Source organism: Gordonia sp. 'Campus' (assembly GCF_022206305.1).
Classification (GTDB): domain Bacteria; phylum Actinomycetota; class Actinomycetes; order Mycobacteriales; family Mycobacteriaceae; genus Gordonia.
Genome location: NZ_JAKOIW010000003.1, coordinates 251,456 through 266,147, shown reverse-complemented (window position 1 = coordinate 266,147; position 14,692 = coordinate 251,456). Strand labels below are relative to the sequence as shown.

Annotated in this window: 14 protein-coding genes; 6 read left to right on the top strand and 8 right to left on the bottom strand. The window is 67.9% G+C overall.

Going from position 1 to position 14,692, the window contains the following annotated elements:
* Positions 1–151: 151 nt before the first annotated feature.
* Both htpG and MAY35_RS04950 read left to right on the top strand, forming a co-directional pair.
* Entirely contained in the window at positions 152–2,161 is a 2,010-nt protein-coding gene (gene htpG, locus MAY35_RS04955; RefSeq protein ID WP_238419688.1) for a molecular chaperone HtpG, read from the top strand.
* Positions 2,162–2,237: 76 nt separating this feature from the next.
* A complete protein-coding gene (locus MAY35_RS04950) occupies positions 2,238–3,260 on the top strand; it encodes a hypothetical protein (RefSeq protein ID WP_238419687.1) in 1,023 nt (340 codons plus the stop codon).
* Positions 3,261–3,296: 36 nt separating this feature from the next.
* Here the strand turns inward: MAY35_RS04950 and MAY35_RS04945 are convergent, their stop codons facing one another.
* A complete protein-coding gene (locus MAY35_RS04945) occupies positions 3,297–3,764 on the bottom strand; it encodes a nitroreductase family deazaflavin-dependent oxidoreductase (RefSeq protein WP_238419686.1) in 468 nt (155 codons plus the stop codon).
* 96 nt (positions 3,765–3,860) lie between these two features.
* Here MAY35_RS04945 and MAY35_RS04940 point away from each other — a divergent pair, with 96 nt between their 5' ends.
* Positions 3,861–4,790 carry a BadF/BadG/BcrA/BcrD ATPase family protein gene (locus tag MAY35_RS04940; RefSeq protein WP_238419685.1) on the top strand — a complete coding sequence of 310 codons (930 nt, stop codon included), beginning with the start codon at positions 3,861–3,863 and terminating at the stop codon, positions 4,788–4,790.
* A gap of 14 nt (positions 4,791–4,804) precedes the next feature.
* On the opposite strand, the gene MAY35_RS04935 is transcribed toward MAY35_RS04940, so the two are convergent.
* Positions 4,805–5,647 (bottom strand): crotonase/enoyl-CoA hydratase family protein, encoded by an 843-nt coding sequence (locus MAY35_RS04935; RefSeq protein WP_238419683.1) that lies wholly within the window; start codon positions 5,645–5,647, stop codon positions 4,805–4,807.
* 98 nt (positions 5,648–5,745) lie between these two features.
* Between MAY35_RS04935 and MAY35_RS04930 the strand changes: the two genes are divergently transcribed.
* Positions 5,746–6,405, top strand: a complete 660-nt coding sequence (locus MAY35_RS04930) for a PaaI family thioesterase (protein ID WP_238419681.1) — start codon at positions 5,746–5,748, stop codon at positions 6,403–6,405.
* Between the two features lie 8 nt (positions 6,406–6,413).
* Here the strand turns inward: MAY35_RS04930 and MAY35_RS04925 are convergent, their stop codons facing one another.
* The 5 genes from MAY35_RS04925 to MAY35_RS04905 form a co-directional block, all read right to left on the bottom strand.
* Entirely contained in the window at positions 6,414–6,968 is a 555-nt protein-coding gene (locus MAY35_RS04925) for a dihydrofolate reductase family protein (RefSeq protein ID WP_238419680.1), read from the bottom strand.
* Positions 6,968–7,912 carry a helix-turn-helix transcriptional regulator gene (locus MAY35_RS04920; RefSeq protein WP_238419679.1) on the bottom strand — a complete coding sequence of 315 codons (945 nt, stop codon included), beginning with the start codon at positions 7,910–7,912 and terminating at the stop codon, positions 6,968–6,970. Before MAY35_RS04920 ends, MAY35_RS04925 begins: the two co-directional genes overlap by 1 nt.
* A 93-nt stretch (positions 7,913–8,005) precedes the next feature.
* Positions 8,006–9,757 (bottom strand): alpha/beta-hydrolase family protein, encoded by a 1,752-nt coding sequence (locus tag MAY35_RS04915; protein ID WP_238419678.1) that lies wholly within the window; start codon positions 9,755–9,757, stop codon positions 8,006–8,008.
* 100 nt (positions 9,758–9,857) lie between these two features.
* Positions 9,858–10,670, bottom strand: a complete 813-nt coding sequence (locus MAY35_RS04910; RefSeq protein WP_238419677.1) for an ABC transporter permease — start codon at positions 10,668–10,670, stop codon at positions 9,858–9,860.
* On the bottom strand, positions 10,667–11,581 hold the full coding sequence (locus MAY35_RS04905) for an ABC transporter ATP-binding protein (protein ID WP_238419676.1): 915 nt from the start codon (positions 11,579–11,581) through the stop codon (positions 10,667–10,669). Before MAY35_RS04905 ends, MAY35_RS04910 begins: the two co-directional genes overlap by 4 nt.
* Positions 11,582–11,783: 202 nt before the next feature.
* On the opposite strand from MAY35_RS04905, the gene MAY35_RS04900 reads away from it, so the two are divergent.
* Both MAY35_RS04900 and MAY35_RS04895 read left to right on the top strand, forming a co-directional pair.
* Positions 11,784–12,944 carry a sensor histidine kinase gene (locus MAY35_RS04900; protein WP_238419809.1) on the top strand — a complete coding sequence of 387 codons (1,161 nt, stop codon included), beginning with the start codon at positions 11,784–11,786 and terminating at the stop codon, positions 12,942–12,944.
* Entirely contained in the window at positions 12,941–13,591 is a 651-nt protein-coding gene (locus MAY35_RS04895) for a response regulator transcription factor (RefSeq protein WP_238419675.1), read from the top strand. The genes MAY35_RS04900 and MAY35_RS04895 overlap by 4 nt, the downstream gene beginning before the upstream one ends.
* Here the strand turns inward: MAY35_RS04895 and MAY35_RS04890 are convergent.
* On the bottom strand, positions 13,566–14,651 hold the full coding sequence (locus tag MAY35_RS04890; RefSeq protein WP_238419673.1) for a diacylglycerol kinase: 1,086 nt from the start codon (positions 14,649–14,651) through the stop codon (positions 13,566–13,568). The two genes, MAY35_RS04895 and MAY35_RS04890, sit on opposite strands and share 26 nt — an antisense overlap.
* Positions 14,652–14,692 lie beyond the last annotated feature (41 nt).

Below are 14,692 nucleotides of genomic sequence, written 5' to 3'. Positions count from 1 at the left end.
CCGACGGACCGGGGTCTCGTCGGGGGTAGTCGGTCCCCGACCCAGGGTAGCCACACCGCCGATCGGTAAAGTCGGTGTCCGTCCCCGACGCGTCGCACCGGCACCCGATCGCCCGCCGCCGGTGCATGAGAACAGAACATGGAGGTCTGCGATGAGCGCTCAGCCCGAAGTCCACGAGTTCCAGGCAGAGACCCGGCAACTGCTGGATCTCATGGTCCACTCGATCTACTCCAACAAGGACAGCTTCCTGCGCGAGCTGATCTCGAACGCATCCGATGCGCTCGACAAGCTCCGACTGGAGTCGCTGCTCGACAAGGACCTCGACGTCGACACCTCCGACCTCCACATCACCTTGGCGCCGGATGCGCAGGCCCGCACCCTCGTGGTCGCCGACAACGGGATCGGCATGACGCGCGACGAGGTCGTCGGCCTCATCGGCACGCTGGCTCGTTCCGGTACCGCGGAGCTGCGGCGTTCGCTGGCCGAGGCACGTGCCAACGGTGTTTCCGATGCCGCAGCCGAGGAGCTGATCGGACAGTTCGGCATCGGCTTCTACTCGACCTTCATGGTCGCCGACAAAGTCGCCCTCGTGACCCGTAAGGCGGGGGAGACCACGGGTACCCGCTGGGAATCGACCGGCGACGGCACCTACACCATCGACGATGTCGCCGACGCACCCCAGGGCACGTCGGTCATGCTGACGCTCAAACCCGTTGACACCGAAGACCATCTGTACGACTACGCCGACCAGAGCAAGCTGCGCCAGCTGGTCAAGCGGTACTCCGATTTCATCGCGTGGCCGATCCGGATGGACGTCGAGAAGACGGTGCCGGTGGAGACCCCCGACACCGATTCCGATGACGAGTCGGGTGAGGAACCCAAGGTCCCGGAGACGAAGACCGTCGTCGAGACGGAGACCATCAACTCGATGAAGGCGCTGTGGGCCAAGTCGCGGTCGGAGGTCAGCGAGGAGGAGTACCAGGAGTTCTACCGTCACGTCTCGCATGCCTGGGACGCGCCGCTGGAGACCATCACGCTCCAGGCAGAGGGAACCTTCGAATACCAGGCGCTGCTCTTCATCCCGACTCAGCCGCCGTTCGACCTGTTCATGCGTGACAGCAAGGTCGGCATCCACCTGTACGTCAAACGCGTCTTCATCATGGACGACTGCGCCGAGCTCATGCCCGAGTACCTGCGCTTCGTGAAGGGTGTCGTCGACGCCGCCGACCTGTCGCTCAACGTGTCCCGCGAGATTCTCCAGCAGGATCGGCAGATCCGTGCGATCCGGCGCCGCCTCACCAAGAAGGTCATCTCCACGGTGACCGAGATGCGCGACAGCCGCCCGGACGACTACCGCACGTTCTGGGACGGCTTCGGCCGTGTGTTCAAGGAAGGTCTGGTCAACGACCCGGACAACCGCGACGCGCTGCTCAAGGCCTCGTCGTTTGCCACCACCCACTCCGAGGACGAGCTGACCACGCTGGCCGACTACATCGGCCGGATGAAGAGCGGGCAGGACACGATCTACTACATGACCGGCGAGTCCCGGCAGCAGATCGTCAATTCGCCCCACATGGAGGCGTTCCGCGCCAAGGGCATCGAGGTGCTCGTCCTGTCCGATCCGGTCGACGAGATGTGGGTATCGGCGGGTGCGGAGTTCGACGGCAAGACCTTTCAGTCCATCGCCAAGGGGGCGGTCGACCTCGACGCCGATGACGAGGACGCCGACGATTCGTCGAAGGACGAGCAGAACAAGACCTACGCCGACCTGCTGGCCTGGCTGACGACCACGCTGTCCGACGACGTCAGCGAGACCCGGCTCTCATCGCGCCTCACCGAGTCGCCCGCGTGTCTGGTGGGTGACACGTTCTCGATGTCGCCGCAGCTGGAGAAGCTGTACCGCGCGTCCGGGCAGGAGTTCCCCAAGACCAAGCGTGCCCTGGAGCTCAACCCGGATCACCCGCTGGTCGGGGCGTTGAACACGGCGTACGCAGCGGGCGATCATGAGCAGCTGGTGCCGACGGCCAAGTTGATCTACGGGATGGCGGTGATCGCCGAAGGCGGCGAACTCGACGACCCAGCGGAGTTCGCGAAGATCCTGGCGGGGCGGCTCACGGATTCGTTCGCCGCGGGTTCGTCCTCCGCCGGATCGGAGTCCTGATCGGAGCGCCCCCGAGCGCATCGCCGCACCCCCGGGACCGAACCTCTCGACGTCCGGGACCGGGGGTGGGGCGGCGGTGAACCGCCGCCGATGGTTGATCGTCTTCGCCGGTGTCGCAGTCGTTCTCGTCGTGGTGCTGGTGGCCGCTCTCCTGACCGGGTTGTCCCGGGAGGACGAGCGGGCAGCCACGCCCGAAGACGCCGTCCGCACCTATCTGACCGCACTCGCCGACGCCGACGCCGCCACCGCGCTCGCGGTCATCGAACCTCGTCCGGAGCCGACGTTCCTCACCGACGAGGTGCTCCGCGCACAGCGTGCGGCCGCCCCGATGAGCGAGATCCGGATCGGGTCAGACGCATCGGGCGGGTCCGATGGCGCGTCCGACACGACGGGTCGGACAGAGATCTCCGCGTCGTATCGGATGGGTGGACGCGTCGCCGACACCGCCGTTCGGGTCGCCCGGGTGGCAGACGGCTGGGCGGTCGTCGACGGGGCCGTTGCCGTGCGCATCGATGCACTGCAGGTGGTGCGACCCACCTTGTTCGGCCGTGAGGTGCGCCAAGGCGACACGGTGCACCTGTTCCCCGGGCCACAACGGTGGGGCTCGGCGGACACCGACTTCGTCGGCCGCGTGGCCGAGGATGCCTATCCGATCGAGCCGCAGGGCCCGGTGTCGGTTCGGGTGACCGGCGAACTCAGCCCGAGCGGAACGAGCGCCGTCAGCGATGCGGTGTCCGAACACCTCCGGCGCTGCGCGAACTCGACCCGGATCGACCCGGCCGCGGAGGTGGCCGGCTGCACGCAGCGGCTGTTCCGGTCCGCGGTTCCCGGCAGCGTGCGGTGGACGGCACCACGCGACCTGTCCGGGCTCCGCTACCTCCTGCGCTCACCGAGGACGTCACCCGGTGAGACCTCGACCGAGCGCGCGGCGACCGATCTCGGCACCGTCGACGTCGTCGGACCGGTGCGGTGGCGCGTGGCATACACACCGAGCTACGACGACGACGGCCCGCGCGTGGAGACCATCGACGAGCAGTATCTGATCGGCTCGGTCGACCTCACCGCCGATCGGCCGCAGTTCATCGCCGATGCCGGTTGAGACGGTGCCGGTTGAAACGATGCCGGTTGAGACGACTCAGCGTGGGCGCAGGCGGAAGACCGGGATGGTGCGGTCGGTGCGCTGTTCGTAGAGATCGAAGTTCGGCCAGACGGCGCGCAGCGTCTGCCACGCGGCGGTGCGTTCGTCCTCGGTGAGTTCGGTTGCGGTCGCCGCGGCGGTCTCCCCGTGGACGACGATCTCGATCTCGTCCGCGGCCCGGACGTTGTACACCCACGCCGGCATCTTGGGACTGCCGAAGTATGATCCCGCGATCAGCCAGTCGGACCCGTCGGGAACCGCCAGCAACTGTGTGGTGCGGACCACGCCGCTCTTGCGACCGGGGACCTTGATCGTGATGTTGGGTAGGTCGGCGATGTCCAGCAGGCTCAGACGTTGCCCGGTGACAGCCTGGATCGCGTTGTCGCTCAGCACTATCTGGGGCAGATAGCGAGGCATCCAGGAAATGGAACCGATCTTGACCGCAAGGCGGCGCCGCACCTTCATCGGTCCAGTGTGTCATGAGCGCCTGGTGTCGACGACGATGACGGCGTTGTCGGGTATGGCATCGGACCGGCTGCCGTGGGGAGTAGCTTCGGCACCGTGACCGACGACACGCGCCGACGCATCCTCATCGACGGGGGTCAGACCGGCACGCGTGTGCGTGTCGAGTCTGCCGACGGAGTCGACGAATTCGAGGCAGCGCCGATCCGGACAGACCGTCCCGTCGTCGACCAGATCGCGGCCACGGTGCGCGGCATCCCGGTCGACGATCCGGGTGCGACGCTGGCCGCGGGTGTCTCGGGCCTGACCCCGTCCGCCTCCCGACCCGGTGAGATCCTCGACGAACTCGCGGACGTCGGCATCGTTTCGGTTGCGCTGGCGCATGATTCGGTGACCGGGTACTTGTCCGCCAACGGAGGGGAGTTCGGCGCCGTCACCGCGGTCGGGACGGGCGTGGTGACCCTCGGCGTGGGAGCCGGGGGAGTGCACCGGGTCGACGGTTGGGGGCACCTGTTCGGCGACGCCGGCAGCGCCTACTGGATGGGCCGCGCGGGCATCGAGGCGGCTCTGCGGGCGTTCGACGGACGTGGGCCCGACACCGTCCTCGAAGAGGCGGCGGCCGAGGAGTTCGGGCCGCTACCGGAGTTGTACATGGAGCTGCAGGGCGACCCGGATCGGGTGTCGCGGGTGGCGGCCTTCGCGCGGCGGGTCGACGCCGCATCGACCGCGGACGATCCAGTGGCACAGCAGATCCTGACCGACGCGGCCGACGAGCTGGCGGCTTCGGTGGCCGCCGCACTCGAGCGCAGCGGCCACCGGCCGGGCGATGCCGCGCGAGTCAGCTGGGTCGGCACGGTGATGACCGCCAACGACCGGCTCCGTGAGCGGTTCGCGGCCGCTGTCATCGGGCGGACGTCCGGCGTCGAGATCGCCGAACCGCACGGTCGCCCGTTCGACGGCGTACGGATGCTCGCCGGTCTCGACGACGAGCATCCGCTCGCGACGCAGATCCACCGCGCCGGACGCTGACCGACCGCGAGGGGTCAGCGGCCCTTGAACTCCGGCTTGCGCTTCTCGAAGACCGCGGTGATGGCTTCGGAGAGATCCTGGCTTGGCAGGAACGCCGAGTTCCACGCGGCGACGTAACGGAGGCTGTCGTGAACGGCCGCGCTGCGCGAGTGATCCAGGACGGCTTTGATCCCGTGCACCACCAGCGGGGGATTGTCGGCGATCTCCCGCGCAGTCGCGCGCGCCAGGTCGAGGACGCCCGCGGGGTCGTCGGCGACGTCGTTGACCAGCCCGATCTTCTCGGCGCGGGCGGCGTCGATGTCCTTGCCGGTCAGCGCGAGCTCGCGCATGTGGCCGTCGCCGATGATGAACGGGAGTCGTGCGAACGTGCCCACGTCGGCGACCATGCCGACCTTGACCTCGCGCACACTGAACTTGGCGTCGGCGCTGGCGTAGCGCACATCGGCAGCACAGATCAGGTCGACACCGCCGCCGATGCACCAGCCCGAGACGGCGGCCACCACCGGTTTGCGGCAGTCCGCGACCGCGGTGATGGCTGCCTGCAGTTTCCGCAGCGAGTCGAGGAACTCGGTTCGCGGGGCGGCCTGGGCGTCGCCGGCCAGCACGCTCGACAACGTGCCGCCCATCGCGACGAGGTCCAGGCCGAAGGAGAAGTGCTTACCGGAACCCGTGAGCACCACCGCCCGTACGCCGGGATCGGCGTCGAGGTGGCCGAACAGTTCGGGGAGCTCGCGCCAGAAGTCCGGGCCCATCGCGTTGCCCTTGCCGGGGCCGGTCAGTACCACCTCGGCGATGTGGTCGTCGACACTGACGTCGAACGCGGTCCAGTCGCGGTCATTCCAGGCGTGGTCAGTCATGCGGGCGAGCTTACTCGGCGGTCAGAAGGGTTGTTGCCGGGATCCTGGCGTGCACGGGTGATGGCTTCGGGCTCCGACGCGCCCTGTTAGATGGACGGATGAGCGACTACATCCAGGAGGACATCGATCCGGAAGAACTCGCGCACCGGACCGAGCTCGCGTCGTCGATCGCGGGGAGCGTCCGGGAACTGATCGACGCGACCGTCCGGACCGAGGTCGGCGATGCCGACATCGCCGAGGCACGGCGCCTGATCGCGGCGGCCACCGAGATCCTGCGCAGGGATCAGCTACCCGGTTCGTTCGGTATCCGGTTCAACGCCGATGGCACCAAACGCTCGTGGGGCAACGCCGTACTGGGTCGACGCAACCCGATCGCACCTCCCGTCGAGCTCCGCCACGAGACCGACCACAGCTGGACCGAGGTCGACCTGGGCCCGCAGTACGAGGGGCCGGCCGGACTCGTCCACGGCGGAGTGCTCGCCCTCATCTTCGATCAATTGCTCGGTTCGACCGCCGAGTTCCAGGGGGTGCCCGGGATGACCGGCACGCTCACCGTCCGGTACCGGCGGGCGACGCCGCTCGGCCGGATCCGGGGCGAGGCACGCGTCGAACGGGTCGAAGGCGTGAAGACGTTCGTCACCGGCACCATCTCATCGGGGGAGCACGTGACCGCCGAAGCCGAGGGTGTTTTCATCCTGCCGCGGTGGGCTCGCGGTGAGGTGCCCGAGACCATGCGGAAGTCCGTGGGAGAGGGCTGAATTCCCGATCAGGCGGGCACGGAACTCGTCCGTGACCCGACGGGTGAGTAGCGCGCACACAGGAAGGCGCCGTTGCGGGCGAACTCCCGGAGTTCGAGGTGGTAGGGTCGCGGGAACAGCGGTCGTCCCGACCCCAGCGTGACCGGTGCGATCGCGATGATCATGTCGTCGAGCATGCCGGAGTCGGCGAACTGCGCGGCCAGATCGCCGCCGCCGACCACCCAGACGTCGCGATCCCCGGCCGCGGCCAGGAGGCGATCACGGTGATCTCCGGGTGCGCCCTCCAGTACGGTGATGCTGTCGGCGACCGGCGTGAGCGTCCGGTGGCTGAACACGAACGACGGGATGTCGTACGGCCACGGCTTCCCTTCCGCCACTTCGTGATCGACGATCCACTCGTAAGTCGTCCGCCCCATCACCGCCGCGCCGACACCGGTGAAGAAGTCCTCGTAGTTCATCGCACCACCCTCTTCGAGCGGTTGACTGAGCAGCCAGTCGAGACTGTCGTGATCGTCGGCCAGGTAACCGTCGAGGGTCGTTGCGGTGTAGTAGCGGAATGCCATCAGAAACCTCCGGAATGCTTGCGGTGCCACATGATCGGATCGGGGTCGAGAGTCGGTGCGGTGACGTCGACGCCGGCGTCGCGCAGCATCCAGCGCGCCAGGAGTCGGCGATGCGCCGAGAACGTGAGGACATGGGACACGATCTGGGAGAGCAGGAACGACTCGGGCGGATCGCACAGTGCGTCGATGACGCTGTCCTGCCACGCTCCACGGCGGTCGATGTCGCGGACGAGTGCCAGCCATCGCGGTGCGATCTCGCGGTGCAGTTCGACGAGGTCGCCGAGTTCCGTGGGCGCCGGGGGCGGGAGGTCGTCGCCGCGTATGGTCGCCAGCCACGGCAGCTTGTCGGCTACGGCATGCGACATCACCTGCGCCAGAGTCTCCTCCGGCCCACTCCACGACAGAGACTGGTGGCCGTTCAATCGAGGCGACGCCCACGCATCGGCGTCGATGCCCTTGGCCGCGTCGAGGAGCGCCTCGGTGTCGTCGAGGTCGTGGCGGATCATGAGCATCACCACGTTGCCCGCGTCTTCGGTCGTGGGTGAGCCGCTGTCGACATAGAGCACCGTCGGCGAGTGGAAGTGGATACCGTTCGGTGCCGGCAACCAGTGGCTGTGCTCGCCGGCGGCACCCATCCGGCCGGGGCTGTGACCGAACGCCCGGTTGAATGCGCGGGAGAAGCCGTCGACCGACGAGTATCCCGAGTCGAAGGCGACGTCGGTCACCGATTCGCCGCGCTGCAACAACCAGGCGGCGCGTTCGAGGAGAACCCGCCGGCGCAGGGCGACGGGTGCCTCCCCGGCCCCACGCCGCACCTGCCGGACGAAGTGGAACGGGGACGAATACGCACCGGATGCCATGGCGTCGAGCGAGCCGTGGTCATCGGCCAGGACTGCGTCGAGCAGCTGCCGGAGTCGGTCGCGGTCGGTCGGAGAAGCACTCACCCCCTGAGTATGCGACGACGAATCGGCCCCGCGCCCGACCGAAATTGCCCGACCGACGGCGCCCCGCCGGCGATCACATCGTGTGGGCGCGTATCAGTCGCGTCGGAGGAGGGGGATCAGCTTCTCGGTCTTGGCGTCCGTCCATCCCGGCGGCTGGAGGATCTTCGCCCACGCTGCCGGAATCGCGGACCGGTAGTTGTGTCCGTGGCCATCGGGCACACCGACCGACACCGCCATGTCGGCGCTCACCTGCAGGAACGTCACGAATGGAATCCAGCGCATCGCCGGCAGCACGTCACGCCCGCGGTCCTCTTTGAGCCACTCCGGTTCACGCAGGATCAGGCTGGGTGACCACCAGGAGATCGGGTCGGATGCGTGCTGGAGGTACACCGCGCGGCCGGATGTCGTTGCCCAGTCCGGGGACGGCCGGTCGAGATCGGGTGCATCGGCGATGAACCGGACCTCGCGGCCGTCGTCGTAGACCGGCAGGACCTCGGGGCTGCCGTCATCGCGCGCGACGGTGGTGTCCACCCACAACGAGTTGTTGAAAGTGGGGCCGGTGAACAGCGCGCCGCTCGTCCGCGCGCTGAGCGCCGGGATCGTCCCGAACGCCGACTCGGCCGCGAAGGACCCGAGGCTCTCACCGAACACGACCAGTTTCGGCCGCTGGGCCTCGGGTACCTCGCGCACCCGCTTCGACACCGCCTCGAACAGGGCCTGACCCGCCTGGCGGGCGCGCTCCTTGTCGACGAGGAACGACAGCCAGCTGGGCAGGTACGAGTACTGCATGCTGACCGTCGCGACATCGCCGTTGTACATGTACTCGAGCGAGTCCACGGTCGCCTGGTTGATCCACCCGGTGCCTGTCGTCGAGGCGACGGCGATGACCTTGCGCTGCAGGCCGCCGGCTCGGACGAGTTCGTCCGCGGCGAGGTCGGCGTTGGCGCGCAGGTCGCTGCCCGACCCCAACCCGACGTACGCACGGATCGGCTCCATCGCCGGGGTTCCGTTGAACGCGCTGAGCTGCTCGACGGTCGGTGACACCGAGACGAAGATCCGCCCCTGCCGTCCGAGCGAGTCCCAGGTCACCAGCGAGCCCGGGCCGCCCGAACGCAGGGGCGTCGTCGGTGGACTGGAGTCGGCCGTCGTCTCGTCGTTGACCGCGGCGAACGACGAGTTCAACGCTCTCATCCCGTAGTCGGCGACCACGCCGTTGAGGACGAGGACGGTGACGACGACCGCGATGGCAACAGCGGTGAACGCCGAGATCCTCGGCGGCGCCACCCGATTCAGCTTCCGAACCAGCCACGCGACACCGTCGCCCCAGGCCTGGCCGATGGTCATCAGGAGCGCGAAGACCACGACCGCGATGAGCACGATCTGCGGATACGCCGTCCACGACAGCAGGTCCACACCCATCATCGTGCGGATCTGATCCTGCCATCGCTGGAACGCGACGAGCATCACGACGGTGCCCGCCACGGTCGCCAGGCCCAGGGCCACCCAGACGCGGCGCATCGGCGACGGCCACGGATCGTCCCGGGAGATCATGTACCGGATCAGCCACGAGACTCCGACGCCGAGGGCGTAACCGACCGCGGCGGAGGCGCCGCTGACGATGCCCTGGAACAGCGGGCCGCGGGGGAGGAGCGACGGTGTCACCGACAACCACAGGAAGACAAGCGCGACAGTCAGTCCGACACATGAGTAGCGATCGAGCCTGCGTCGCCACCATGCCGGCCGCGTTTCTCCGTCGCCCGGACCGGCGGCGTGGCGGTCCGGTTCCGGCGGCTCACCCGGTGTCGGTGCCGATGCCGGGTCGGATGCGGGGGTGGTCGATGACACGTGGGTTCCTCGCTTCTTGAGAACCCGGACACGGTATCAACTTCGGCGGAGCGACGGCCCTACTCGGACGGACTGTGACCGTGACGCCATCCGGTTGTGCCTACTTCACTTCCGACCGCAGGACCCGCAGCACCCCGAGACCCAGCGGCAGCGCGATCCAGATGACCGCCGACACCAGCAGTCGGGCCCATTCACCGCCGGTGGCCCAGTCACCGGACTGGAACGGCATGTTGGTCAGAGTCGTGTCGACCCATTGACCCAGGTTGTCCTTGAACCAGGGGACCAGTTCACTGACCACGGACAGCGCGGTCGGCAGCGCGAAGTACGCCACGATCGCGCCGGGGGTGTTCAGGATGAGAGCAGCGAAGCCGAAGCCGAGCAGCAGACCGAACGCCTGCAACACGAAGGAGTTGACGAACCCGGCGAGGGTGAGCTCCCAGGCGCCGGCCGGGTCGGCGAACGCGAGACCCGCGACGCCGTTGCCGATCACACCCAAGGCGAGTGCGACCGCGACGGCAGCCACCGCGGTGATCAGCGCCGCAACCAATTTGGCCCCGATGATCCGCTCCCGGCGTGGCTCGAGTGTGAAGGTGGTCAGCGCGGTGCGCTGACTCCACTCGCCGGTGACCAGGAGGATCGCCAGGATGGGCAGGATGATCGCGGTGGGGATGTTCATCATCCCGAAGAACTGCCCGAGATTGAGATTCTCCGGTGAATTCCGGTTGGCGACGAGCATCGCGACCACGACGATGGCGGCGATCACGCCGATGGATGCCGTCAGCCAGAACCCGGCGCGGGTGTCGACGAGTTTGCGGAGTTCGACACGGACCAGGCGAGTGAACGGGATGCCGGGACGGTCGAGGTCGACCGCGACTGGCGAGGCGATGGGTGAACTGAAGTCGGCGATGGTCATCGGAGTGCTCCTTGAAGTGTGGGCTGTTCGCGCTGAGAACCTGCGGTGAGCTGGAGGAACATGGCCTCGAGTTGTGCTCCGTCGGCGGGGCGCAACTCGGTGAGGACAACGCCGGTCGCGGCCGCGGTCCGGCCGACCTCGACGGCGTCGGCGTCGACGTCGAGGCCACCGGAGGTGTTGCGGCGAGCCGTGATCCCGGCAGCGGCGAGCGCGGTGCCGAGTGCTGCGTCGTCGAGTGAACGCACCCGGGTCCCGGCCCCGGCGAGGAGCTCCTCCTTGGTGCCCTGTGCGACGATCCGTCCGCCGCCGATGACCACGATGTCGTCGGCGATGATCTCGATCTCGTGCAGCAGGTGCGACGACAGCAGGACCGTGCCACCACGGTTGGCATACTCGCGCAACAGAGTTCGCATCCAGTGGATGCCTGCCGGGTCGAGCCCGTTGGCCGGCTCGTCGAGGATCAGGATTTTCGGGTCGCCGACCAGCGCGGCGGCGATCCCGAGCCGCTGCCGCATGCCGAGTGAATAGTTGCGTACCCGGCGGCCTGCCTCTTCCGGTGTGAGACTGACCATCTCGAGCATCTCGTCGACACGGTCGCGCCCCACGCCCATCGTCATCGCCGACAGACGCAGCACCTCCGCGCCGGTACGTCCCGCATGTTGTGCGGACGCGTCGAGCAGGATGCCCACCTGCGTGGCGGGATTCGGGATCGACCGGTAGTCGGCGCCGTTGAGCTGCGCCACGCCGGACGTCGGCGGGGTCAGGCCGGCGATGATCCTCATGGTCGTCGACTTGCCGGCGCCGTTGGGCCCGAGGAACCCCGTCACCTGGCCCGGACGGCAGGTGAAGGACACATCGTCGACCGCGACGTGTTCGCCATAGCGTTTGGTCAGATTCTTCACTGTGATCATGACGTTCATCGTGTCGTCCCCGCGCACTCGTGCGCATCGGGCGAGAGGACAGCGTCGCATCGGCCGAAAGTCGTAGGGGTCGACACCCATCGGTCTGATGCTCGGGCGACCGCCGGGCGACTACGGTTGTCCAGTGCGCGCTCGTCGATCCGTTTCTGCCTCAGTGGGTGCACTCCGGCCGGAGGCCGGCGAGGACATCTCACTGCCTCCCGAGCAGTATCAACCCCCGATGACGTGGGGCGGCCGAACGTGGCGGCTGATCGTGATGGTCCTCATCTCGGCCGCCACCTTCGCGACACGAGCGTCGTACCTCTGGGAAGAGGCTCGATGGTGGTTCATCATCGACCTCGCGCTCGCAGTGGTGTCCTACACCGTCATCTGGTGGCGCCGGCGACATCCGGTCGCGGTGACCACGTTCACGAACATCGTGACCATAGTGTCGTCGTCGTCAATCGGGCCCGCCGTGCTGGCGATGGTGTCGCTCTCGACACGGCGGCGTTGGAGCGAGATCGTCCCACAGGCGGTGTTGTCTGTCGGCGCGGGCATGGTCGCGGTCAGATTCTTCGCGACGCCCACCGAACAGGACGATCCCGCGCTCGTGCAGTTCGCCGTAACCGTGATCGCGACCGGGGCGATGATCGCCTGGGGTCTCTACATCGGTTCGCGCCGTGAACTTCTCGCGAGCTGGCAGGCTCGTGCGCTCTCGTCGGAGGCCGAGCAGCAGGCGAAGGTGATGCAGGCGCGATCCGCGGAACGAGCCCGAATCGCCAGGGAGATGCATGACATCCTGGCCCATCGCATCTCGGCGATGAGCATGTCCGCCGGAGCCCTGGCCTACCGCTCAGACCTCACCCGAGAGCAGGTCCGCGACACGGCGCAGACCATCCAGGAGACCTCACACCTGGCGTTGACCGAACTCCGTGAGGTGCTCGGTGTGCTGCGGGAGGGTCCAGGGGATGCTCGACCGGAGAACCCGCAGACCGCCCTGGATCTGATGTCCCTCATCGACGAGGCCCGTGCGCTGGGCATGCGGATCGAGGCGCGGTGTGACATCGAGATCGACGCGTTGAGTCCGGCGATCTCACGCACGCTGTATCGGTGTGTCCAGGAGGCGCTGACCAACGCGCGACGGCATTCGCCGAGCGCGCCGGTCGCCTTGCACATCCGCGGGGGTCCCGACCACGGGGTGGACCTGCTCGTCGAGAATGCGCTGCCGCTGTCGGCGGGGTCGTACTCTCCCACACCGGGGTTCGGGCTGGTCGGTCTGGCCGAGAGAGTCGAACTCCATGGTGGACGGCAGTCGGCGACGGTCAGCGAGGACAAACGCTTCCTGTTGCACGTCTGGCTACCGTGGCAGTCATGACCGCGCGCATCATGATCGTCGACGACGACCCCCTCGTCCGGTCGGGCCTCCGCCTCCTGCTCGGTGGCGATCCCGGCCTCGAGATCGTCGCCGAGGCCTCCAACGGCCAGGAAGCCGTCGACGCCCACGCCGTCGAGTCCGTCGATCTGGTGCTCATGGATCTGCGGATGCCGGTCCTGGACGGGATCGCCGCGACCGGCCGGTTCAAGGCCATGGCGTCTCCGCCGGCAGTCATCGTCCTGACGACGTTCGACGCCGACGACTACGTGGTCCGAGCATTGGCCGTCGGTGCCGACGGCTTCCTGCTCAAGGACACGCCGCCGAGCGACATCGTGGCCGCCATCCGCGACGTACTCTCCGGACGGCCGGTGTTGAGTCCCACCGTGACGGCCGCGCTGATCAAGCAGGTGGTCAACTCGGGCGCCAGTCGAACGTCGCACGCGCTCCGACGAGTCGATCTGCTCACCGCGCGGGAGCGGGACGTCGCGGTCGAACTCGCGCGTGGCGCATCGAACGCCGAGATCGCCGAACGCCTCCACATGAGCCTCGCGACGGTCAAGGCGCACATCTCGCACATCTTCACCAAGCTCGATGCCGGTAACCGCGTTCAGGTCGCGATCCTCATGCACGATGCGGGGATGGTCTGATCCCGGGCCCGGTCACCAGCGGAAGGTCCAGCGTCGTACGGATTCCCGGCGGGCCGTCGACCACCGCAGGGATGGCGTTCACGATGCGTCCGGCCGCAGCCACGATCGCGGCGTGGTTGTGGTCGCCCTTGCGGCTCGTGGGGCAGATGTCGACGGTGTACGACGGTTCGCCGGTGATCTCCACGCGGTAGCAGCCGCCGGGCTGTGCCGGTTGCGCCCAGTCCGGGCGTAGGTCGCCCCGAAGCCGCGTCACGTGCTCGAGAACGATCACCGGCTCGCCGGCGACCTTTCCGATGATCTCGAAGCGTACGGCTGCGCGCGTACCCGCGGCGATGTGCCCGGCTGCGATGTCGAAATCGTCAGGTGCGGGCTCACTCTCGTGCACCTCATCGATTTCGTCCACGGTGACGCCGAGGCCTGCGGCCAGTTGGCGGATCGTGGTTCCCCACGCCAGGCCGAGAACGCCGGGGAGGAACAGCATCGGGGTCTCGTCCAGGGGTTTGCCGAAGCCCATGACGTCGAACATGACGGTCGCGCCGTCGTAGGTGGCGTAATCGGCGATCTCCATACAGCGGACCTGGTCTATCCGCTGGCAGGTTCCTGCGAACACCAGCGGGATGAGATCGTTCGCGAAACCCGGATCGACACCGGTCACGAACAGGCTTGCGCCGCTTGCCGCGGTGGTCTCTTCCATCTTGGCGATCGCTCGTTCCGGCATCACACCCCACGGGTACTGCAGCGTGTTCGGCGACGAACCGACGACGTCGATGCCGGCGGCGAGGATGCGCGTCACGTCGTCGAACGCCTCGACCGGGCGCGTGTCGCCCATGGCGCAGTACACGACGCAGTCGGGTTCGGTCGCGATGACCGCGTCGAGGTCGTCGACGGCGAGAACGCCGGTCGGAGCTTCCGAACCGGCGAGGATCGACGCGTCGACGCCGACCTTCTCCGGGGTGGATACGCACACCGCCACCAGGTCGAGACGAGGATCGTCGATCAGCTGCGTCAGGCACAACCGGCCGACGTTGCCGGTTCCGACAAGGGCTACCCGAATGGACATGACTGGAACTCCTCGTGTTGAAAGGCGCCGGTGGGAGCGGT